This window comes from Aliidongia sp., from assembly GCF_035943795.1.
In the GTDB taxonomy this organism is placed as follows: domain Bacteria; phylum Pseudomonadota; class Alphaproteobacteria; order ATCC43930; family CGMCC-115725; genus Aliidongia.
This window is the reverse complement of the sequence record NZ_DASZBY010000139.1, coordinates 21973-41186: the sequence shown is the minus strand read 5'-3', so window position 1 is coordinate 41186 and position 19214 is coordinate 21973. Positions and strand designations below refer to the sequence as shown.

General features: G+C 67.7%; 20 protein-coding genes. 5 read left to right on the top strand and 15 right to left on the bottom strand.

Going from position 1 to position 19214, the window contains the following annotated elements; genetic code table 11:
• Positions 1-69 precede the first annotated feature (69 nt).
• From tatB to argS, 7 genes are all read right to left on the bottom strand, one after another.
• Positions 70-558: a Sec-independent protein translocase protein TatB gene (tatB, locus tag VGV37_RS26645; protein WP_326882838.1), complete on the bottom strand. Its 489-nt coding sequence runs from the start codon at positions 556-558 to the stop codon at positions 70-72.
• Positions 559-819: 261 nt separating this feature from the next.
• Positions 820-1491 carry an SMC-Scp complex subunit ScpB gene (gene scpB / locus VGV37_RS26640; protein ID WP_326882837.1) on the bottom strand — a complete coding sequence of 224 codons (672 nt, stop codon included), beginning with the start codon at positions 1489-1491 and terminating at the stop codon, positions 820-822.
• Positions 1488-2246 (bottom strand): ScpA family protein, encoded by a 759-nt coding sequence (locus VGV37_RS26635; RefSeq protein WP_326882836.1) that lies wholly within the window; start codon positions 2244-2246, stop codon positions 1488-1490. The genes scpB and VGV37_RS26635 overlap by 4 nt, the downstream gene beginning before the upstream one ends.
• Positions 2247-2254: 8 nt before the next feature.
• Positions 2255-2944: a site-2 protease family protein gene (locus VGV37_RS26630; protein WP_326882835.1), complete on the bottom strand. Its 690-nt coding sequence runs from the start codon at positions 2942-2944 to the stop codon at positions 2255-2257.
• On the bottom strand, positions 2944-3954 hold the full coding sequence (gene nagZ, locus VGV37_RS26625; protein ID WP_326882834.1) for a beta-N-acetylhexosaminidase: 1011 nt from the start codon (positions 3952-3954) through the stop codon (positions 2944-2946). Before nagZ ends, VGV37_RS26630 begins: the two co-directional genes overlap by 1 nt.
• 28 nt (positions 3955-3982) lie before the next feature.
• On the bottom strand, positions 3983-4900 hold the full coding sequence (locus VGV37_RS26620) for an SPOR domain-containing protein (protein WP_326882833.1): 918 nt from the start codon (positions 4898-4900) through the stop codon (positions 3983-3985).
• Positions 4900-6654, bottom strand: coding sequence for an arginine--tRNA ligase (gene argS / locus VGV37_RS26615; protein WP_326882832.1), 1755 nt, complete (start codon positions 6652-6654; stop codon positions 4900-4902). Before argS ends, VGV37_RS26620 begins: the two co-directional genes overlap by 1 nt.
• Positions 6655-6877: 223 nt before the next feature.
• On the opposite strand from argS, the gene VGV37_RS26610 reads away from it, so the two are divergent.
• Positions 6878-7216: a cupin domain-containing protein gene (locus VGV37_RS26610; protein WP_326882831.1), complete on the top strand. Its 339-nt coding sequence runs from the start codon at positions 6878-6880 to the stop codon at positions 7214-7216.
• A 12-nt stretch (positions 7217-7228) separates the two neighbouring features.
• Here VGV37_RS26610 and VGV37_RS26605 read toward each other — a convergent pair whose 3' ends face one another.
• Positions 7229-7966, bottom strand: coding sequence for an SDR family oxidoreductase (locus VGV37_RS26605; RefSeq protein WP_326882830.1), 738 nt, complete (start codon positions 7964-7966; stop codon positions 7229-7231).
• Between the two features lie 109 nt (positions 7967-8075).
• On the opposite strand from VGV37_RS26605, the gene VGV37_RS26600 reads away from it, so the two are divergent.
• Positions 8076-8984 carry a LysR family transcriptional regulator gene (locus VGV37_RS26600; protein WP_326882829.1) on the top strand — a complete coding sequence of 303 codons (909 nt, stop codon included), beginning with the start codon at positions 8076-8078 and terminating at the stop codon, positions 8982-8984.
• A 73-nt stretch (positions 8985-9057) separates the two neighbouring features.
• Here the strand turns inward: VGV37_RS26600 and VGV37_RS26595 are convergent, their stop codons facing one another.
• The 5 genes from VGV37_RS26595 to dgt all read right to left on the bottom strand — a co-directional run bounded on the left by VGV37_RS26595 (position 9058) and on the right by dgt (position 13977).
• Positions 9058-9873, bottom strand: a complete 816-nt coding sequence (locus VGV37_RS26595) for a heavy metal-binding domain-containing protein (RefSeq protein WP_326882828.1) — start codon at positions 9871-9873, stop codon at positions 9058-9060.
• Positions 9874-9877: 4 nt separating this feature from the next.
• Positions 9878-10798, bottom strand: coding sequence for a heavy metal-binding domain-containing protein (locus VGV37_RS26590; RefSeq protein WP_326882827.1), 921 nt, complete (start codon positions 10796-10798; stop codon positions 9878-9880).
• Between the two features lies 1 nt (position 10799).
• Complete coding sequence (locus tag VGV37_RS26585; RefSeq protein WP_326882826.1) at positions 10800-11189, bottom strand: hypothetical protein; 390 nt, start codon at positions 11187-11189, stop codon at positions 10800-10802.
• Positions 11186-12433, bottom strand: coding sequence for a toxic anion resistance protein (locus tag VGV37_RS26580; RefSeq protein ID WP_326882825.1), 1248 nt, complete (start codon positions 12431-12433; stop codon positions 11186-11188). Before VGV37_RS26580 ends, VGV37_RS26585 begins: the two co-directional genes overlap by 4 nt.
• Positions 12434-12624: 191 nt before the next feature.
• The gene (gene dgt, locus VGV37_RS26575; RefSeq protein ID WP_326882824.1) at positions 12625-13977 is read right to left on the bottom strand and encodes a dGTP triphosphohydrolase; all 1353 of its coding nucleotides are present in this window, start codon (positions 13975-13977) and stop codon (positions 12625-12627) included.
• A gap of 147 nt (positions 13978-14124) precedes the next feature.
• Between dgt and VGV37_RS26570 the strand changes: the two genes are divergently transcribed.
• The 3 genes from VGV37_RS26570 to VGV37_RS26560 all read left to right on the top strand — a co-directional run bounded on the left by VGV37_RS26570 (position 14125) and on the right by VGV37_RS26560 (position 16661).
• A complete protein-coding gene (locus VGV37_RS26570) occupies positions 14125-14475 on the top strand; it encodes a HesB/IscA family protein (protein ID WP_326882823.1) in 351 nt (116 codons plus the stop codon).
• Between the two features lie 52 nt (positions 14476-14527).
• Positions 14528-15823: a tetratricopeptide repeat protein gene (locus tag VGV37_RS26565; protein WP_326882822.1), complete on the top strand. Its 1296-nt coding sequence runs from the start codon at positions 14528-14530 to the stop codon at positions 15821-15823.
• A gap of 70 nt (positions 15824-15893) precedes the next feature.
• Positions 15894-16661 (top strand): exodeoxyribonuclease III, encoded by a 768-nt coding sequence (locus VGV37_RS26560; protein ID WP_326882821.1) that lies wholly within the window; start codon positions 15894-15896, stop codon positions 16659-16661.
• A 4-nt stretch (positions 16662-16665) separates the two neighbouring features.
• On the opposite strand, the gene VGV37_RS26555 is transcribed toward VGV37_RS26560, so the two are convergent.
• Together VGV37_RS26555 and VGV37_RS26550 are read right to left on the bottom strand one after the other, a co-directional pair.
• Complete coding sequence (locus VGV37_RS26555) at positions 16666-18009, bottom strand: hypothetical protein (RefSeq protein WP_326882820.1); 1344 nt, start codon at positions 18007-18009, stop codon at positions 16666-16668.
• Positions 18006-19112: a hypothetical protein gene (locus VGV37_RS26550; protein WP_326882818.1), complete on the bottom strand. Its 1107-nt coding sequence runs from the start codon at positions 19110-19112 to the stop codon at positions 18006-18008. The genes VGV37_RS26555 and VGV37_RS26550 overlap by 4 nt, the downstream gene beginning before the upstream one ends.
• Between the last annotated feature and the right edge of the window lie 102 nt (positions 19113-19214).

Here is a 19214-nt window from a genome sequence, read left to right as displayed (position 1 = left end):
AGATGAGGCGCTTGCGCAGTTCGATCAAATGTTCGATCAGCGACATGCGGCCGTCGTCGAGCTCGTCGCTCATGGTGCGGGCGGAGTCCTATGCAAATCGGGCGGCACGTCCTTGTCCGGCCCGGGAATGTCGGCAAGGGCCGGTGACGCCGGTGGTTTGATCGCGGGATCGAGGATCGAATGCTCGCTTTCGGTCGGCAAGGCACCGATCGCCGATCCCTCGACGGTCGGCGGCGGCGGCGCGGCCTCCTGGGCCAGCGTGCCGCCGAGCGGTTCGGCCATGGCCGTGCGGATTTCGCCGCCGGCATCGACCGCCTCCCGCATGGCCTGCTTCAGATCGTCGACGCCGGCGGCCTTGGCCGCCTGCTCGCGGATCTCGTTCAGCTCGGAATCGCGGATCATGTCGTCGACGCTGTTCTGGAACTCCCGCGCCATCAGACGGGCGCGGCGAACCATGAAGCCGGCGGTCTTGAGCGCCTTCGGCAGGTCCTTGGGGCCGATCACGACCAGCGCGATGACGCCGATGACGGCGATCTCTGACCAGGCGAAATCAAACATGAGCGTGCAGCACTCGCTTCAATGGAGCGGGGAAAGGGTCGGCTCGATCGCCCCGGTGTCAGCGATCGTCATGAGGCCGCTGTCGGCGGACGCGGACCAGGCCATAGACCGCCACCGCCACGATCGCCACCGTCAGAACGACTTGCCAGATTCCGATGCCGATCACGCGTCGCTCCAACCACCCTTATCGAACGGCGCGGATGATGGCAGAAAGGCATGGCCCAGGCAACGCGGCGGGGCGCGCATCTGCCGTTCTTGCGATCACAGCGGGTCGTCGTCTTCACCGGCATAGCCGCCTTGATCAGCCCCAGGCTCGTCGGGTGCCGCCTCGCCCAGGGTCGAGGCCGGCCGGGCATCGAGCAGGCCGGCGGCACGCAGCTCGTCGACATTCGGCAGGTCGCGTAGCGAATCGAGGCCGAAATGCAGCAGGAAGCCGTCGGTCGTGACCCAGGTCGCCGGCCGGCCCGGCGTCTCGCGGCGCCCCTTCGGCTGTACCCAGCCGGCCTCCATCAGCAGATCCAGCGTGCCCTTGGCCAGCGTGACGCCGCGGATCTCCTCGACCTCGGCCCGCGTCACCGGCTGGTGATAGGCGATGATCGCCAATGTCTCGATCTGGGCGCGGGTCAGCTTGCGCGCCTGGACCGTTTCATGCGCCAGCAACCCGGCCAGGTCGGGCGCGGTACGGAACGTCCAGCCGCCGGCCGCGCGCACCAGGTTGATGCCACGGAAGCGGTAGTGCGCCCGCAGCGTCTCCAGCAGCTCTTCCAGCGCCAGCGCATCCGGCAGGCGCGCCACCAGTTCCGCGTCGCCCATCGGCCGGTCGGAAGCGAACAGCAACGCCTCGATCAGCCGCAGCGCGCGCTCGCGCTCGGCCTCCCGATCGGTCGGCTCGTGCGGCTCCGTCGCCTCGTCCCGGTCTTCGGCATCGATCATGGCGAGGGCCGCGCGCCGCGCACGAAGATCGGGCCGTAGATCTCTTCCTGGCGCAGCTCGATCTCGCCGGTCTTGGCCAGTTCCAGGCTGGCGACGAAGGTGGCGGCCAGCGCCGACCGGCCGAGCACGCCGGTGCGCAGCTGCGGCGGCAGGAAGGCGCCGAGCAGCCGCCACTCGACCGTATGCCCGATCATCTGCGACAGGCGGCGGATCGCGTCGTCGACCGAATAATATTCGGGCGCCCGGATATGCAGCACGGTCGTCTCGCCGCGCGAGCGATGGTCGCCATAGGATTTCAACAGTTCGTAGAGGCTGACCGCGTAGACCGGCCGGGTGATCGTCTTCAGGCCTTCGGGCGCGCCATGGGCGAAAATGTCGCGGCCGAGCAGCGGCCGGTCGACCAGCGCCTTGCCGGCCTGCTGCATCGCTTCGAGCCGCAGCAGGCGGAAATGCAGCGCCTCGGCCAGCTCCGCTACGGTCGGCTCGTCGTCCGGCGGCGGGTCGGGCAGCAGCATGCGCGATTTCAGGTAGGCGAGCCAGGCGGCCATCACCAGATAGTCGGCCGCCAGTTCCAGCCGCAGGCGGTGCGCTTCGGCGATGAAAGTCAGGTATTGCTCGGCCAGCGCCAGGATCGAGATCCGGGTCAGGTCGACCTTCTGCTCGCGCGCCAGCATCAGCAGCATGCCGATCGGCCCCTCGAAACCGTCGAGATCGACGACCAGTTCGGCATTCGATGCGGCGTCTTCCGAGGTCACGGCGGCGTTCACCCGAAGAGGTTGACCAAGATGGAACCGAGCCACTCGTACGGATATTCGATGACGGGCATCAGAAAATTGAAATCCATATGCAGGCGGTCGCCCAGCATAGGAATAAAGACGAGCAGCGCCAACAGGATCAGCAAGCCGACCTGCTCCAGCTTGGCATATTCACGCGCGAGCCTCGGCGGCAGCAGGCCGGTGACGATACGGCCACCGTCGAGCGGCGGAATGGGCAGCAGGTTGAAGATCGCGAGGGTCAGGTTGATCTGCGCCGAATTATGGAGGTTCTTCGCCACGAACAGCTGCGCCCATTGCGGCATCGTCGGGGTCAGGTGCGAGAACAGAAAGATCGAGATCGCGGCCAGCACGATGTTGGTCAGCGGGCCGGCGAAGGCCACGAAGATCATGTCGAGCCGCGGCCGCTTCAGCGCCCGGAAATTGACCGGGACCGGCTTCGCGTAGCCGAACAGGAAGCCGCCGCCGAAATAGGCGATGGCCGGCAGGATGATTGTACCGAACGGATCGATATGGCGTAGTGGATTGATCGACAGCCGGCCCGCGCGCTGTGCCGTGGTGTCGCCGCACAGCAGCGCCGCATATCCATGGGCCGCCTCGTGCAGGGTGATGGCGAACAGCACGGGCAGGACCCAGACGGTCAGGCCCTGCAGCGTCTGCATCAATTGGTTCAAAGGCATCAGTCCTTCAACAGCCCGTCCAGCGCCGCCAGGGCGGCGGCCCGATCGATCGGCTGCGGTTCCAGCCGGCGGCCGAGCGCGCCGGCGAGGCGCGCGGCAGCGGCCTCAGATATGGGGCCCGCGGCGGCGGCGACATCCCTCATCTCGGTCAGGTCGCCATTGCAATGCAGGGCCAGATCGCAGCCGGCGGCGATCGCGCGGCCCGCCCGGTCGCCCAGCGCGCCGTCGAGCGCCTGCATGCTGAGGTCGTCGCTCAACAGACAGCCCGTGAAGCCGACGGCGTCCCGGATCACACGGCCAATGACGTCCGGCGACCATGTCGCCACTCGATCGGCATCCCATGCCCGATAGACGACGTGAGCGGTCATCGCGAATGGCGCATCGGCCAGTGTCGCAAACGGCGGCAGGTCGCGGGCGCGCAATTCCGCGTCGCTGGCCTCCACGATCGGCAGATGCTTGTGGCTGTCGACCTGCGCCCGGCCATGACCGGGCAGATGCTTGATGACGGGCAGCACGCCGCCGGCCAGCAGGCCGTCCATGACGGCCCGGCCGAGCGCGGCGATGGTCGCGACATCGCCGCCCAGCGCGCGGTCGCCGATCACGTCATGGGCGCCCGGCGCGGGGTTGTCGAGCACCGGCGCGCAATCGACGTCGATGCCCAGATCGTGCAGTTCGGCCGCGATCAGCCGCGCATTCAGCCAGGCGGCCCGTAGCCCCGCGGCCGGATCGCGGCGATAGAGCTCGGCGAAGCGCCTGGCCGGTGGTGCGGTCCGCCAATGCGGCGGACGAAGCCGTTGCACCCGCCCGCCCTCCTGGTCGATCAGCACCGGGGCCGTCGGCCGTCCGACCGACGTCCGCAGATCGGCAACCAGGGCACGGACCTGGTCGGGATGCTCGCAATTCCGCTTGAACAGGATGAACCCGGCGGGATCGGTCTCGCGAAAGAATGCGCGCTCCTCCGCGGTCAGCGACAGGCCGGCGCAGCCGAAAATCGCGGCGGTGCGTCCCAAATGTGCTGCGGGGGCCGAGGCCGTCCGCTCAATGGACAACGATGCACCCGATCCCGAGCGGCTTCAGCTGGCCACACAGTTTGTCGGCCTGCGCCTTGTCGGCGATGGGTCCGGCCTGGATGCGATAGAACGTACCCTTGTCGCCCAGGTCGGCCTTGACCACGGTCGCCGACAGATTGCCCAACAGGTCGCCATGGGCCTTCTGCAGCCGGGCGAATTCGGCGCGTGCCGAAGCTTCGTCCTTGGTGGCCGCGATCTGCACGCGCAGCGGACCGGTGGCTGCCGCCGCTGTCGGCGGCGGGACCGGCCGGGCGGCCGCCTGGGGCGTGAGCGCCATCGGCTTGCCGGGTGCCGTCTGGGCCTGCGGCGGAGGTGCCGGCGGGATCTCGACGCCGGGTGCGGCCTTGGCGCCGGGCGGGGAGCTCATCATGCCGGTCGCGTTGGCCTGCTGCGAGGCCGCATTGGTCGCGACACCCGCGGCGGCGGTCGGCGGCGCCGCCTGCGGTGCTGCGACCGGCGCGATGTTCTGCACGGGCAACGGCTCGGGCGCGCTCGGCAGCGGCTTCGGCAATGGCTGCTCCGGCGGCGGCAGCAGGCGCTCGACCTTCGCGCCGTTAGGATCGTTCGGGTTATAGACCAGCTTGTCCTGGTCCGGTGTCGAGCCGCCGGCGTCGTCCGGCTTCTTCTTGGTCGGATCCTGGTCGGCGCGGATCAGCGGCACGGCGCCGCCTGTCTCGTTGCCGCCGGCCTGCTTGCCCTTGCTATAGGCGAAATAGATGGCGCCGGCGCAGGCGACCATCACGCACACCACCAGGATGTTGCGGAGCATGCCGCCGCGGCGCGGTTCGTCCTCGCCCGCGTAATAGGGACGCTCGGTCGGGTCGATCGACAGACCCTCGTCCTGGCGGCGCTGCTCGGGTTCGTCGGGAAACAGCCGTGGCGGCATCAGCGCAACTCCATCACGGGCGTGACGCCGAACACGTCGAGCCCCGAAGCGATCACGAAACCGACCGCCTGCACCAGGGCCAGACGCGCCAGCGTCGTCTTGGCATCGTCGGCCAGCACGAAGCGCAGGCCGGCATCGTCCTTGCCCTTGTTCCACAGGCTGTGGAACTGGGCGGCGATCTCATAGAGGGCGAACGCCAGGCGATGGGGCTCGTGCGCCTCGGCGGCGCTCTCGATCAGCCGCGGCCAGCCGGCCAGCAGGCGGATCAGTGCCACCTCGGAAGGATCGACCAGCGGCGCCAGGTCCGCCACGGCCAGAGCCGTGGTCGACAGGTCGGAGACCGTATCCTCGGATCTGGCGCGGCGCAGCACCGATTGGGCGCGGGCATGGGCGTACTGGACGTACCAGACCATGTTGTCGCGCGACTGATCGACCACCTTGGCGAAATCGAAATCGAGCGTCTGGTCGTTCTTCCGCGTCAGCATCATGAAGCGGACGATGTCCTTGCCGACCTCGTCGACCACCTCGCGCAGGGTCACGAACGTGCCGGACCGCTTCGACATCTTGACCGGCTCGCCATTGTCCAGCAGCTGGACGAGCTGGCAGATCTTGACGTCGAGCGCACCCTTGCCGTCGGTGATCGCGCTCACAGCGGCCTGCATGCGCTTGACGTACCCGCCATGGTCGGCACCCCAGACGTCGATCTGCCGGCTAAAGCCGCGCCGATACTTGTCCAGGTGATAGGCGATGTCGGCGGCGAAATAGGTCCAGGCGCCATCCGATTTCTTCAAGGGGCGATCGACGTCGTCGCCGAACCGGGTGGCGGCGAACAGGGTCTGCGGCCGCGGCTCCCAATCGTCCGGCGTCTTGCCCTTGGGCGGCTCCAGCACGCCGGTATAGATGAGGCCGGCCGCTTCGAGCGTCGCCAGCGTCCGGTCGACCGCACCCGATTCATGCAGCGCGCGTTCGGACGTGAACACGTCGTGCTTCACCCCGAGGCTGGCCAGATCATCCTTGATCATGACCAGCATGGCGTCGATCGCGAGCGACCGGACCGGCACGAGCCATTCCGCCTCGTCCTTGCCCAGCCACTTGTCGCCGTCGCGCGCCGCGATCGCCTGCCCCGCCGCCTTCAGATAGTCGCCCGGATAGAGGCCCGGCGGGATCTCGCCGATCTCCTCGCCCAGCGCCTCGCGATAGCGCAGGTAGGCCGAGCGGGCGAGCACGTCGACCTGGGCACCGGCGTCGTTGATGTAATATTCGCGGCAGACGTCGAAGCCCGCCTTGACCAGCAGGCTGGCCAGCGCGTCGCCGAACACGGCGCCGCGGGCGTGGCCGACATGCATCGGTCCGGTCGGGTTGGCCGAGACGTACTCGACGTTGACCTTGATGCCACGGCCGATCTCCGACGCGCCGTAGGCCGGGCCGGCGGCCAGCACGTCCTTGAGCCGCTCCTGCCAGAACCGGTCCGTGAGGCGCCAGTTGAGGAAGCCCGGACCGGCGATCGTCGCCTCGGTCACGGCCGGATGCGCGCGCAGCGCCTCGGCCAGCAGTTCGGCGACCGCGCGCGGCGGCATGCCCGCCTGTTTGGTCAGCACCATGGCCGCATTGGTCGACAGGTCGCCATGCGCCGCATCGCGCGGCGGCTCGACCACGAGCTTCGCGAGGTCGAGTCCCATCGGCAACCGACCGGCGGCGGCGAGCTTGCCGAGCGCATCGACGATCTCGGCATGGAAGTAGGAAAACACGTTCATCGAGGCGACGGACCCAATTCTGGACGCACGGGCCGGTCGGACCGGAACGGCCGAGCCGGAAGCGTGCCGAAACTGCCTCTTTCCTAGGGAAGAACGACCGTCCCGTCCATAGGGTCTGGGGCAGCGGGGCCTTGCATTTTCGACGCGGCCAAGCCCGAGAGGTTCGATCGCCCGCGCGATTCCGGTCCTCCCGACCGCGGCGTCCGCCTGTCACGATGAAGCCATGATCGAGACACCCCCTGCCCTCATTCCGCTGACGCTCGCCCGAACGACGCCGAACGAGCCCGGCCGCGCCTCGGCCCTGCTGGCGAAACACGGCAGCTTCTCGCTGCGCTATTACGTTCCGCCGATGCCGGATCTCCAGACGCCGCACGACCAGGATGAACTCTACGTGGTCGCCGCCGGCGCAGGCTGGTTCCGGCGCGCCGGCGAGCGTGTCGCCTGCGTTACCGGCGACGCGCTGTTCGTCGCCGCCGGCGTCGAGCACCGTTTCGAGGATTGCTCGCCGGGCTTCGCCGCCTGGGTCATGTTCTGGGGACCGGTCGGCGGCGAGGCGACCTGACGCGCGCCGGGATCAGATGATGCCGCCATTGGCGCGCAGTGTCTGGCCGTTGATCCAGCCGCCGTCAGGACCGACCAGCATCGCCACCGTCGCGGCGATATCTTCCGGCTGCCCCAGGCGCTCCAACGGGGCGAGCTTGGCCAGGCGATCGACCAGGTCCTGCGGCTTGCCCTTCAGGAACAGATCGGTCGCGGTCGGCCCAGGGGCGACGGCATTGACCGTGATGTCGCGGCCACGCAGTTCCTTGGCCAGGATGCTGGTCATGGCTTCGACCGCCGCCTTGGTTGCGGCATAGACGCCATAGGTCGGCTGCAGCAGCCCGACCACGCTCGACGAGAAATTGACGATCCTGCCGCCGTTGCGCAGCCGCCGGGCGGCCTCGCGGAGCGTGTTGAAGGTGCCTTTGAGGTTGACCGCGATCTGCCGGTCGAACGCCGCATCGTCGACCTCGGCCAGATTGCCGAGCGCCATGATACCGGCATTGTTGACCAGGACGTCGATGCCGCCGAACGCGGCCTCGGCCGTGTCGAACAGGCGACGGACGGCGGCCGGGTCGCCGACGTCGGCCTGGGCGGCGCGCGCATGGCCGCCGGCTGCCTCGATCTCCGCGACCAGAGCCTCGGCCGGCACGGCATCGCCCGAATAATTGACGACGACGGTGAAGCCGTCTTTGGCGAGGCGCGTCGCGACCGCCGCACCGATGCCGCGGGACGCGCCGGTGACGATGGCGACCTTGGCTCGCTGGTTCATGATTTCCTCCGTTGCTGTGGGCGTGGGAGGAATATGAGCTTTCGGACCGGCTGGATAATCAGGCCAAATTCGGCAACACTATTCGGAAATGCCGAATAGTGGAGGTCTCATGGACCGGTTCGACGCCATGCGCCTGTTTACCCGGATCGTCGAGCGCCGCAGCTTCACGCTGGCGGCCCAGGACCTGGGATTGCCCCGCTCGACGGTAACCGAAGTGGTACAGCAGCTGGAGGCGCGCCTCGGCGTGCGCCTGCTGCAGCGGACCACGCGGCAGGTCACCCCGACCTTGGACGGCGAGGCCTATCATCGGCGCTGCCTGGCGATCATCGCCGACGTCGAGGATGCCGAGGCCGCCTTCGGTGACGCCGTGCCGCGCGGCCTGTTGCGCGTCGACGTCCACGGCACCTTGGCGCGGCATTTCGTCCTGCCCGCCTTGCCGGCGTTCCTAGCGCGCTATCCGGAACTGGAGTTGCACCTGAGCGAGGGCGACCGGCTGGTCGATCTGGTGCGCGAAGGCATCGACTGCGTGCTGCGCGTCGGCGATCTGCAGGACAGCACCATGATCGCCCGCCGCGTCGCCGTGCTGGAGGAAGTGACCTGCGCCAGCCCGGACTATCTGGCGCGCCATGGCGTGCCGGCCACGCCGGACGATCTCGCCGACCATCGCATGATCGGCTTCGTCTCCTCGGCGACCGGCAGCTTTTTTCCGCTCGCCTTTCAGGTCGACGGCGTGATGCGCCGCCTCACCCTGCCCGCGACCCTCTCGGTCATGGGCGCCGAAACCAACGTGGTCGCGGCCAAGCTGGGCCTGGGGCTGATCCAGGTGCCGCGCTACCATGTCGAGGCGGACCTGGGCGCCGGCAGCTTGGTGGCCGTGCTGGAGGATTTCCCGTCCGCTCCCCTGCCGGTCTCGCTGCTGTATCCGCAAAGCCGCCAACTCTCGCCCCGCGTGCGGGTGTTCATCGACTGGCTGACCCAGGTCTTCGCGGGTCATGCCGCGGAACGGGCGGCACTTTAGGGCAAATTCGATCGAGTTTGAAGAACGGCAGTTGCGACCCAGCCCGAACCCGCCCCGGCCCGATGCTTCACCGTCAATCGTTGACCGACAGCACCATGATCGGATCGGCGATCTTGTCCGGCGCGATCTCCTCATCGAGCGGCAGCACGGCGGTGCCGATCGCGAAGAACTCGATCACATGGGTCTTCCAGCCATGGCTGCCCTCATGGATGTCGACGCCGACGACGCCTTCGGCCTTGGCGGCCGAGGCTTCGGCCTGCATGCGCTCGACCGCGATCTCGCGGGCCTCGTACATGGCCGATGTATAATTCTCCAGCTCGACATTGCTGCCGGCTGTGCCGATGCTGGCGAGCATGCCGCGGTGGGCCACGTGATAGACGCAGCTGCCCATCACCATCTCGACCGGGCGGTAGCCGGCATGGAGCAGCGACCAGAAATCTTGCCCGGACAGGTCCGAGGTGAACGGCCCGCCGTCATGGGCGCGGAAGCCGCGATGGCCGGCGCTATGCACCACCCCGGTGCCGATGGCAATGAACTCCAGCAGATGCTCGTCCCATTCCAGGCGCTTGATCGTCAGCTTGACGCCGACGATGCCGTCGGCACCCATCGCCGCGGCCTCGGCGCGCATGCGCGACATGGCCAGTTCACGCGCGTGGTACATCGCCTTCGACAGGACATCGAGTTCCTGGTTCTTGCTCCAACTGCCGTACTGGATGCCGACGTGATAGACGCAGGTGCCGACGCAGAGCCCGACCGGCTCGAACCCGGCCTTGCGCACCAGCAGGAACTCATTGACCGAGAAATCCGACGTGAAGACGCCGGAAGAACTGCCGGCATGGCGCAGGCCCTTGAGGCGCTCCTTGGCGTGGACCGGAATATCCTTCGACATGGGGCTAGATCCCTCCCTCTCGTTCGTTCGATGCATAGGATTGGTGGTGCGGCCGGGTGCCGGTCAACGGCGTCGCCCCGGCATGCATGTCCACCACCATCTGGATGTCGTGGGCGATCTGCACGTCGTCCCTGGCGTCGACCGTCGTGGCGATGACGATGTGCCGACCGAGGAAGCGCTTCGCCTTGCCATCCTCGCGCTCGAACAGCTGGCTGAAATTGACGTGAGCCAGCACGCCGTTGCCCTGGCTCTTGGCGCTGCGCCGCATCTCGGCATGGGCGTCCCTGCGGATCATCTCCCAGAAATTGCTGAGGATCTTGGTCTCCTGATTGCCCAGCCACGCCTGGTTGGTGGCGCCGCGCCAGTCGGTCAGCCAATGATATTTGGCCCCGATGGCGATACCGGTCGGAACCACGTCGGCTTCGAGCAGCTTGACGAATTCCAGTGCCGGCACCGTGGCGACGATCGGGTGGTCGCTCGGCCGCAGGCCCTCGACCCGGACGGCGGTACCGATCAGCGTGAAATCGGTGCTGTTCTCGACGCCGAGCGGGATGGTGCGCATCTTCACGTCGAGCACCGCATTGGCGCCGGCCGCCTTTGCCTCCTCACGCAAGCGCCGCAGCGCCATCTCCCAGCCCTGGGCATGGCCTTCGGTCCAGGACCAGCCATGGTGCAGCCAGCAGGTCGCCGAGACGGAGGCGACCGGCTTCAGCCCATGCGAGCGCGCGATCAGCAATTCCGCGGGGCTCAGGGTCGCCGTCCAGGGCAGCGTGCCGTTTCGAGACCCTTCGAGCCGGGCCCGCGTCGCGGTCGGGACCCGGCCGTGCTGCAGGCTGTCGACGATATCCGCCCGGCGCAGTTCGTTCTCCGCCTGCACCGCGGCCGAACCCGGGTCGGCCCTGCGGAAGAGATTGAAGAAGCTCATGTCAGCCCGCCATGAAGCCGGAGAGGGATTGGCTCAATGCTTTGGCATGCTCGCTTGCCGCCTGGGTCTCCGCCGCGAGGCGGGCGAACCAGTCGCCCGGGTCGATCCGCTTGGTACTGAGCGTGATGCCGCGCACGACCATGGCGACACTGGCGTTGAGATGGCCGCCGGCGATCTCCAGCAGATAGCGGCTTTCGCCGAGTTCGACGGTGACGCCCGTCACCTTCGCCGCCCGGAACAGGCCGCGACTCTCGTGGATGGTCACCAGTTCGGGCATCGCCTCCTTCAAGCGCAAGGCGAAGGCCTTGAGGTTGCTTTCGGCATCCGCCTTGAAACGCCGCAGCCAGGCTGCCTGCATGTCGAAATCGATGTTCCGGCTGGCCTCGCTCATAGCTGGACCGCGTGCTGGTTGACGCCTTGCATGCCGATCACCAGGCGGTCGCGAATCGCCGAAAGCTTCGCCTCGCGATCTCGGTCGCCGGCCGCGACATCGCGCTCGATGTCGATCACCTCATGCATGGACTTGATCGCCTCGTCGGCGACCTGGGCCAGCACGTCGATGTTGCGCTGGTCGCCGCCCAGGCTGCGCGCCGCCGAGGTGGCGGCGTCATGGGCTCCCCTGGACGCCAGTAGGGTGATCTGCCGCGCCGCCTCGTCGAGCTTTTCCGACTCCGCCGCCGCATGGCGTATGTCGACCTGCACCACCGCCTGGGACGCCACCGCCATCAGGCGCGGGATGACGACGAGCATGCCGTTGGAGATCTTCATCAGCCGGGTCTCGGCCGCCTGCTTGTTCTGGCCGATGATCGGGATCAGCAGGGCCGAGCCAACCAGGTTCTCGCGCATCTCCGCGATCTTGCCGCGGAAGTTGGCGAGCGCGCTGCGGACCTCCAGCACGTCGGCGGCATCGGCCGGATCACCGGTGGCGACGGCATTGAGCCGCAGCGCCTCCAACTCCTCCTGCCCTCGGTCGAGTGCCAGCTGCCCGGCGGCGATCTCGATCTTCAGTCCATGCAGACTGCGCCGGATCGCCAGCGCCTGCTGGTCCAGCAGTTCGATCGACACCGCGAGATCGGCCTTGGTCTTCCGCGCCTTGGCCTGCTCGCCATCCATCAGGTCGAGAAATTTCTTCCGGTTCTCCTGAAAGCCCTTGAAGGCGGTATGGGCATCGGCCGCGACGCCGAGCAGCTTTGAGAGCAGCCCTTTGCGCGGCGCCATGTGGCCCTCCGCGGATTCTGCCTGAAGATCCTCGATGCGCAGGATCTTGACGCCGTCGATCACCGTCGCCGCGATGCGGCCGACCTCGCCGGCATCGCCGAGCCGGACACCGTCGAGCAGCATTCGCGACGATTGGGCGATCTCGGCCAGCACGCCGTCGCCATGAGACAGCAGGCTGGCGGTCTTCCGGAAATCGACCTTGGCGGCGGATTGCTGGGCGGCGGCCAGATCGTCGGCACTCAGGTTCGCGACTTCGACCAGGCGTTCCAGCGCCGGTTCCGGCTGCAGCCGCGGGTCGGCCGAGGTCACCGCGTGGGCGGATGGCGACTGGGGCACCAGCACCTGACCGGTCGGCGGCGGGGCCGGATCATCGAACAAGGATAGGTCGAGCGGCGCATCCGGCTTGGTCTCGGGCATCTTGGCCTCTCCGTTCAGGACGGCCACACCATAGCGCAACCTGTGACGGTGAAAACCGTCAAATTGCGGCACCTGCCGGGGCAATCGTCGTCAAGAAAAGTGCGAGGCCTCTCCGTGGCGGTACCGAATTCCGTGCCGGCAAACCATCGTCAAGACGCCTGACTGGGAGGTCTCCGCACCCGTCCCCGGCTCTACGCGCCGAGCCCGCCCGCGATGATCTTGGCCATCCGAATGGCCGCATGGTCGGTCAATGACGCGACGGTATCCATCATCTCGCGCACCCAGACCGTGCGGTTGCGCGATAGCGGGTGGGTCGGGTCGCGGCCGCGGTTGAGCAGTTCGAGCACCGCATGGTCGCGGATCGCCAGTTCCGCATCTTCTGTCGTCGCCTCGCGGCGCAGCAGCATGCCGGCGATGCCGTCCAGCAGCATGTCGATGGTCCGGCTGGCGATCAGCATGGTCTCGGCCCGTCGTTCGCCGCGGTAGATCTTGCTGCGCGTGATGCCCTCGATCCGGTCGAGCTGGGGCTTGTGCGTGGAGCCGTCGAGCAGGGGCGGGATCGGCGCGCCGGCCAGCATCTGGTCGTGCAGGTCGCGCCAGACCTCGAGCGTATCGGTGATGAGCGTCGAGATCGCCCGGGCGCGCAGGTAGGTCAGCTTGCGCTCGACGCCGACCAGGCTGGCATATTCGGCCGCCTGGCTGTCGGCGAGCGGCGCCAGCAGCTCCTCCGCCTCGACGAACGGCAGGGCGCCGATCTGGACCGCATCCTCGATATCGACGATGCGATAGCAGATATCGTCGGCGGCCTCGGTCAGGTGGGCCAGCGGATGGCGGCACCAGATGCCCGGCTCGCGCTCGATCAGGCCGGTCGCCTCCGCGACCTCGCGGAACAGGTCGAGTTCGGTGGCAAAGATGCCGTATTTCATGGGGTGCGGTCGGCGTTCCGGCGGCAGCACGCCGGACCAGGGATATTTCGAGAAGGCGGCCAGCGTGGCGCAGGTCAGCTGCAGCCCGCCGTTCGGCTGCCAGCCTTCGAGGCGGGTGAGCAGGCGGAAGCCGAAGGCATTGCCTTCGAAGCGGGTCAACTCCCAGGCCCATTCCGGCGGCAGGCCGGCCAGCACCTCGGCCGCGATCGGGCTGCTGGTCCACCAAGCCGAGATCGACTGTTCGCCCTGGTGGCTGAATGGGGTCTGGCCCACGTCGTGGCTGATCGCGGCACCCGAGACGATGTGGCCGACGTCGGCAGCGCTGATGCCCTGGACCAACCCGCGCTGGATCAGGTACTGCCCGGCGATCTGGCCCAGGCTACGCCCGACGCGCGACACCTCCAGCGAATGGGTCAGGCGGTTGCGCACATAGTCGCCTGGCTGGTCGGAATGCAGCGACGGGCCATGGACCTGCATCTTCGACTGCAGGCGCCGGAACGCGCTGCAGAACACGAAACGGTCGACGTCGATCTCGAACGGGGAGCGGTGATCGTCGGTCCGGCGCGGTCCGCTCTGCCCCAGCCGCCGGGTCGACAACAGCTCCTGCCAGCGCATCATATTCCTTGGTCCATCCCCATCCGGTTGCCGGCTCGACCCTAGCCCCAAGCAGCCCTGCGCGTCGAGCGCTTGGGTTTTGGCGCAAGGCGCCTTACATAGTGGAGCGAGATAAACCTCAATCCCGCGTGGCGGGTGGAGATTTCGACGATGGCCGAAAGCGGCGTGGCCGGGACCCGGCAGCTTCTGATCAGCGAAACCGCGGCGCGGCGCATTCAAAAGGTCGCGACGGGCGGTGGTGCGGACGCCTTCCTGCGCGTCGGCGTGTCGGGCGGCGGCTGCTCGGGCTTTCAATATAACTTCGAGCTCTCGACCGAGCGTCAGGCCGACGACCACGAATTCCAGCGCGATGGGGCCAAGGTGGTGATCGACGACACGTCGCTCGACCTGCTGGCCGGCGCCGAACTGGATTTCGTCGAGGATCTGTCGGGGGCCCAGTTCCAGATGCGCAATCCGAACGCCAGCTCGTCATGCGGCTGCGGCATGTCCTTTTCGATCTGATCCGGACCCGGCGGTTGCCGTCGTCGCTCGGGCGCGGGGCGGAACCACCGGCATGACCGGGCGATGGACCTGGCGGGCTAGCCTGCTCGCCGCGATGGCGGTGGCCACCCCTGCCCTTGCCGCCGACCCCGTCGAACTGACCCAGGCCATCAAGGCGCTCGACGCCGGCAACGTCTCGGCCGGGCTGCCGGTGGTGCAGCGCTACGCGCTCGCGGGCAATAACACGGCGGAAAACGAGCTGGGCTGGGTCTATGAGACCGGCCACGGCGTGCCGCTCGATTATACCGAAGCCGCGAAATGGTATCGCCTGTCGGCCTTGAACGGCGGTGCTTCGGATCAGAACAATCTGGGCCGCCTCTACGAGTCGGGCCTGGGCGTGCCGCGCAGCTATGCCGAGGCCGAGAAATGGTTCGGCCTGTCGGCCCTGCAGGGCTTCGCCATGGGGCAATACGACCTGGCATTCCTGCATGACCGCGGGCTGGGCACCGTGCCGCCGTTCGCCCAGACCGTGGCGCTGTACAAGCAGGCGGCCGACCAGGGACTGGCCATCGCGCAGTATCAGTACGCATTGTGCGTCCAGAATGGCCATGTCACGGGCGCCGGCGATGCGGTGGCGCTCGACTACCTGGCACGGGCGGCCAACCGGGGCTATCCCCCCGCGCTCGACGCTTTGGGACGGTTTCACGAGCGGGGCCGCGGGCTGCCGCGCAACTATCTCCTGGCGTTCGAGCTCTACCATCGGGCGGCCGAAGCCGGGGACGGCAACGGCATGACGCATCTGGCCGCCCTCTACGAACAGGGCCAGGGCGTGCCGCGCAACTATCCCGAGGCGCTGCGCTGGTATCGCCGCGCGGTCGACCGCAACATCCCGCAAGCGGCCTATCGCCTGGGCCTGATCGCCGCGCAGGGCCTGGCCGACGGCATCCGCAACGATGGCGAAGCCGTCAAATGGATCCGCATGGCCGCCGATGCCGGCAACCTGGCCGAGGCGCAGAATTACCTGGGCTTCCTCTATGACCAGGGCCGGGGTGTGACGGCCGACCCGGTCGAGGCCGTCCGCTGGTTTCGCCGTGCCGCGGCGCAGAGCTTCGCGATCGCCATGGCGAATCTCGCCCGTGCCTACCAGCTCGGTCGCGGCGTGCCGGCCGATCCGGCAGAGGCGCATCGTTGGCAATCCCTCGCCGGTTCCCATGGCTATCACCCGCCTGCCGCGGCCGCCGCCACCGGACCGGAAGCGCCAGCGTCGCCGGTAGCCGATCTTCTGTCCGACCAGGCGGCGCCAGGAACCAACGCGAGCGTGTGTTTCGGTACCCAACCGGGCGCCACCCATATCGCGGGCTGTCGCTGAGGGTGCGCTTGACAGCGCCTCCCGCCCACGATCCTGTTGGCCTTAGCCCTCGCTGTCCGGAGCTCCGCCGTTGAAGATCGCCACCTGGAACGTCAATTCGCTGAAGGCACGCCTGCCGAACGTACTGGCCTGGCTGGCCGAAGCGCAGCCCGACGTGGTCTGCCTGCAGGAGATCAAGTGCCAGACCCCGGATTTCCCGCGGCTCGAAATCGAGGGCGCCGGATACGAGGCGCATGTGCTGGGGCAGAAGAGCTACAACGGCGTCGCCCTGCTGTCGCGCCACCCGGTCGAGGACGTCATGTTCGGCTTGCCGGGCGACCCGACCGACGAGCAGGCGCGCTATGTCGAGGGCACGGTTCAGGACCTGCGCATCGCGTCGCTGTACCTGCCGAACGGCAATCCGGTCGGGACCGAGAAATATCCCTACAAGCTCGGCTGGATGGACCGGCTCCATGCCCATGCCGCGGCCCTGCTCGCGACCGAGCAGCCGTTCGTGCTGGCCGGCGACTACAACATCTGTCCGACCGACGATGACGTGTATGACCCGGTCGGCTGGCGCGAGGATGCGCTGTGCCGCCCGGAGAGCCGCGCCAAATTCCGTGCGCTGCTGAATCTGGGGCTGACCGAGGCGTACCGGGTATTCCACGACGAGCCGCATCGCTATTCGTTCTGGGACTACCAGGCCGGCCGCTGGTATCGCGACGAGGGGCTGCGGATCGATCATTTCCTGCTGTCGCCACGGGCGAGCGACCGGGCGATAGGCTGCGAGATCGACAAGCATCCGCGCGGCCAGGAAAAAGCGTCCGACCACACGCCGGTCGTCCTGGAGATCGGCTGACCGGTCAGCCGATCGCGCGCAGGCCCTCACGCCGGATCTTGTCCGCGTCGTCCGGATTGCCGGCCAGCTCGGTCATGCGGACCGCCCAATACATCTGCTGCTCCGCCTCCTGGCGGGCCGGTACCGGAGCGCCCTTGCCCCCGACGGCGGCAAACAGCTTGTCGGCCTTCTGGCGAACCTCGCCGACGATGCCACCCAGCGCCCCGGTGACGGCGCGGTCGAGGCCGATCTGGCTGGCGAAGGTCTGGCATTTCCGCAGCGCCAGGATGCTGTTTTCCGTCTTGATCAGCGAGTCGAGCGGCGCGCCGGGACCGATGGCGATCGCGGCCGCCACCGTGCCCTGTGCGGTGCCCACGACCTGGGTCACCGTCTTCTCCGCGGTCTTGCGCATCTCGCTCAGCTGTCGGCGCGCCTTCGGATCGTTCTTCAGCGCCTTTTCGGCCGCGACCACGCCATTGACGAGCGTCCGCGCGCCATCCGCGAGACCGACCAGGTTTTCCCGGTCTGTGGCGATCAACTGCTCGGCCTGGTCGTTGATCTCGGTCATGAGCAGCCGCGACAGGCGCGAATAGACCGCCGGCTTGTCGGCCCCCGACAGCCCGAGGGTCATGCCCATGATGCTTTCCAGAAAACTGGCCCGCTTCGCCATGCGCACCATGACGAGCAGCACCATCACATAGGTCTTCTGGGCATCGCCGGCAGCCCCGTCGGCGATGATCCGCCGGATCAGGCCCATCTGCTCGTCGCCCAGCCCGCGGATCGGCCGGGGCGGCAGGTCCGCCTTCAGCTTGTCGACCGCTTCGGCGACATGCAGCAGCGCCGAGATTTCGAGCAGTTCGTCGAGCAGTCCGGCAGCGGCACCGAGCATGGCCCTGGCGCCGGCCGGGTCGGCGAGGAGGCTGGCGAGGACGGCAGCCGCCCACGGCCAGAGCCGCTTGGCAATCACCACCTGGCCCTCATGGTCGCCGGCCTTGACGCGGCGCAGGGCGTCTTCCAATTGCTTGCGCATCGACGCATCGCCGGTTTTCACCACATATCGCCAGACCAGAGCGGGCAGATGACGTGGCAGCAGGCCGTTGTCCGGCGAGGTGGTGTCCCCGACCAGCAGATCTTCGAGCGGCAGGTAGAACAGCCGTTGCAGATTGGGCTTGCGGCCCGGGCGCAGCTTGGCGAGACGCGGCCGGACATGGTCCAGGATCTGCTGCACGCCCGGCTGCTCGTGCACCTCTTCCAGAAGTTTGGCGACCTCGCGGAACTTCGCTTCGGAAATGTGCTCCAGCGGCCGTTCCAGATCGAGGACGGCGGCGACGGTCTGGTTGATCCCAACAGTCTTGTCGAGGTCGTTCATTCTGTCGCCTTTGCCTTGATCTGCTCGATCCGGGAAACGAGTTCGACGTCGTACTTTCCGGTGCGCCAGTCGACATGGGCCTGCAAGCGCCTGCGCTGGAAAGCCTCGTGCCGCTTGGCCACGTCATCGCCATCCTCCTCGCTCTCGTTGCGCGGGATGAGCGGCAGGATCCGCATGAGGTTGGCGACGCCGTCGCGCTGCGCATCGACCGGCTCGTCGGCCAGGCTCAGCCAAAGCTCGATGATGAATTCCCAGCCGTCGAGCAGCCACGAGAGGCGGCTCGCCAGATGATTGGCGAGCGGACCTTGGGTCGGCCAATCGCGCACCACCGCGCCGATGTCGTTGACCGCAGCGTCGAGCTTTCGGAACATCTTGCCGGCCATGTCGAGCGTCAGGTCAGCGGCACCGGCGGCGAAGCCCGCGAAATCGGCCATTTCCGAGAGGTCCTGCTCGGCCCACTCCGCGATCGACTGCCGAAATTCGCCTAACCCCTGCAGCATCTGCCTAAGACGCGCTTCCTGCCGCGAAATCGCGAGGCCGACCGGGGCCAGCATGCGGCTCAGCTCACCGATGCGATAATAGATCTGGTCGGTGTCGATGCCGTAGTCTTCGGCCGCTTTGGCCAGCATGGCCTTGGTCTTGACCCGCCATTCGTCGCTCTCGGGATTGGTCTGCATCAGCTCCTGGCTGGTCATCCCCGACGAGGTCAGCAGCGCCAGGATCAGCAGGATATGGGTCTCGTCGACCTTTTTCTGGTCCTCATCCATCGCCTTCCTGGCGGCCTCGGCCGCTGCCGGCCCGGCCAGCCCGGTCAAGGCCACCTTGAACGCGGCCGCGCGCATCTGGTCGGGCGATGTCGCCTTGGTCGCCAGGATCTCCTCATGCAGGGCCCGGTCGTGGGTCGACATGCCGCCGATCTCCTGCACCGCGCTCCAAGGCACGACATAGGACCCTTCGGTGCCGCCGAAGCTCGGCAGCAACAGGACCAGCCCCTGGCGCTCGTCCGGGCGGACGCGGCTCAGAATGAACATGGGCGTCGTGAAAGGCGCCGCGGTTCCCCGCTCCTCGAAGGTCGATGGAAGATACAGGGTGTTCTGTTTCAATCGGCCTCTCGCATCAAGGGCGGCACGCCAGCCGTCCGCATCGACGAGGACCTAGCATGTCCGTTCCGGCGCGGCCGAGACAAGGGGCTTTACCGGTTGCGG

What these genes read in the sequence shown, in the direction of transcription:
- tatB (WP_326882838.1), bottom strand. Translation starts at nt 558, where the DNA reads ATGTTTGATTTCGCCTGGTCAGAGATCGCCGTCATCGGCGTCATCGCG.
- scpB (WP_326882837.1), bottom strand. Translation starts at nt 1,491, where the DNA reads ATGATCGATGCCGAAGACCGGGACGAGGCGACGGAGCCGCACGAGCCG.
- VGV37_RS26630 (WP_326882835.1), bottom strand. Translation starts at nt 2,944, where the DNA reads ATGCCTTTGAACCAATTGATGCAGACGCTGCAGGGCCTGACCGTCTGG.
- VGV37_RS26620 (WP_326882833.1), bottom strand. Translation starts at nt 4,900, where the DNA reads ATGCCGCCACGGCTGTTTCCCGACGAACCCGAGCAGCGCCGCCAGGAC.
- argS (WP_326882832.1), bottom strand. Translation starts at nt 6,654, where the DNA reads ATGAACGTGTTTTCCTACTTCCATGCCGAGATCGTCGATGCGCTCGGC.
- VGV37_RS26610 (WP_326882831.1), top strand. Translation starts at nt 6,878, where the DNA reads ATGATCGAGACACCCCCTGCCCTCATTCCGCTGACGCTCGCCCGAACG.
- VGV37_RS26605 (WP_326882830.1), bottom strand. Translation starts at nt 7,966, where the DNA reads ATGAACCAGCGAGCCAAGGTCGCCATCGTCACCGGCGCGTCCCGCGGC.
- VGV37_RS26600 (WP_326882829.1), top strand. Translation starts at nt 8,076, where the DNA reads ATGGACCGGTTCGACGCCATGCGCCTGTTTACCCGGATCGTCGAGCGC.
- VGV37_RS26595 (WP_326882828.1), bottom strand. Translation starts at nt 9,873, where the DNA reads ATGTCGAAGGATATTCCGGTCCACGCCAAGGAGCGCCTCAAGGGCCTG.
- VGV37_RS26590 (WP_326882827.1), bottom strand. Translation starts at nt 10,798, where the DNA reads ATGAGCTTCTTCAATCTCTTCCGCAGGGCCGACCCGGGTTCGGCCGCG.
- VGV37_RS26585 (WP_326882826.1), bottom strand. Translation starts at nt 11,189, where the DNA reads ATGAGCGAGGCCAGCCGGAACATCGATTTCGACATGCAGGCAGCCTGG.
- VGV37_RS26580 (WP_326882825.1), bottom strand. Translation starts at nt 12,433, where the DNA reads ATGCCCGAGACCAAGCCGGATGCGCCGCTCGACCTATCCTTGTTCGAT.
- dgt (WP_326882824.1), bottom strand. Translation starts at nt 13,977, where the DNA reads ATGATGCGCTGGCAGGAGCTGTTGTCGACCCGGCGGCTGGGGCAGAGC.
- VGV37_RS26570 (WP_326882823.1), top strand. Translation starts at nt 14,125, where the DNA reads ATGGCCGAAAGCGGCGTGGCCGGGACCCGGCAGCTTCTGATCAGCGAA.
- VGV37_RS26565 (WP_326882822.1), top strand. Translation starts at nt 14,528, where the DNA reads ATGACCGGGCGATGGACCTGGCGGGCTAGCCTGCTCGCCGCGATGGCG.
- VGV37_RS26555 (WP_326882820.1), bottom strand. Translation starts at nt 18,009, where the DNA reads ATGAACGACCTCGACAAGACTGTTGGGATCAACCAGACCGTCGCCGCC.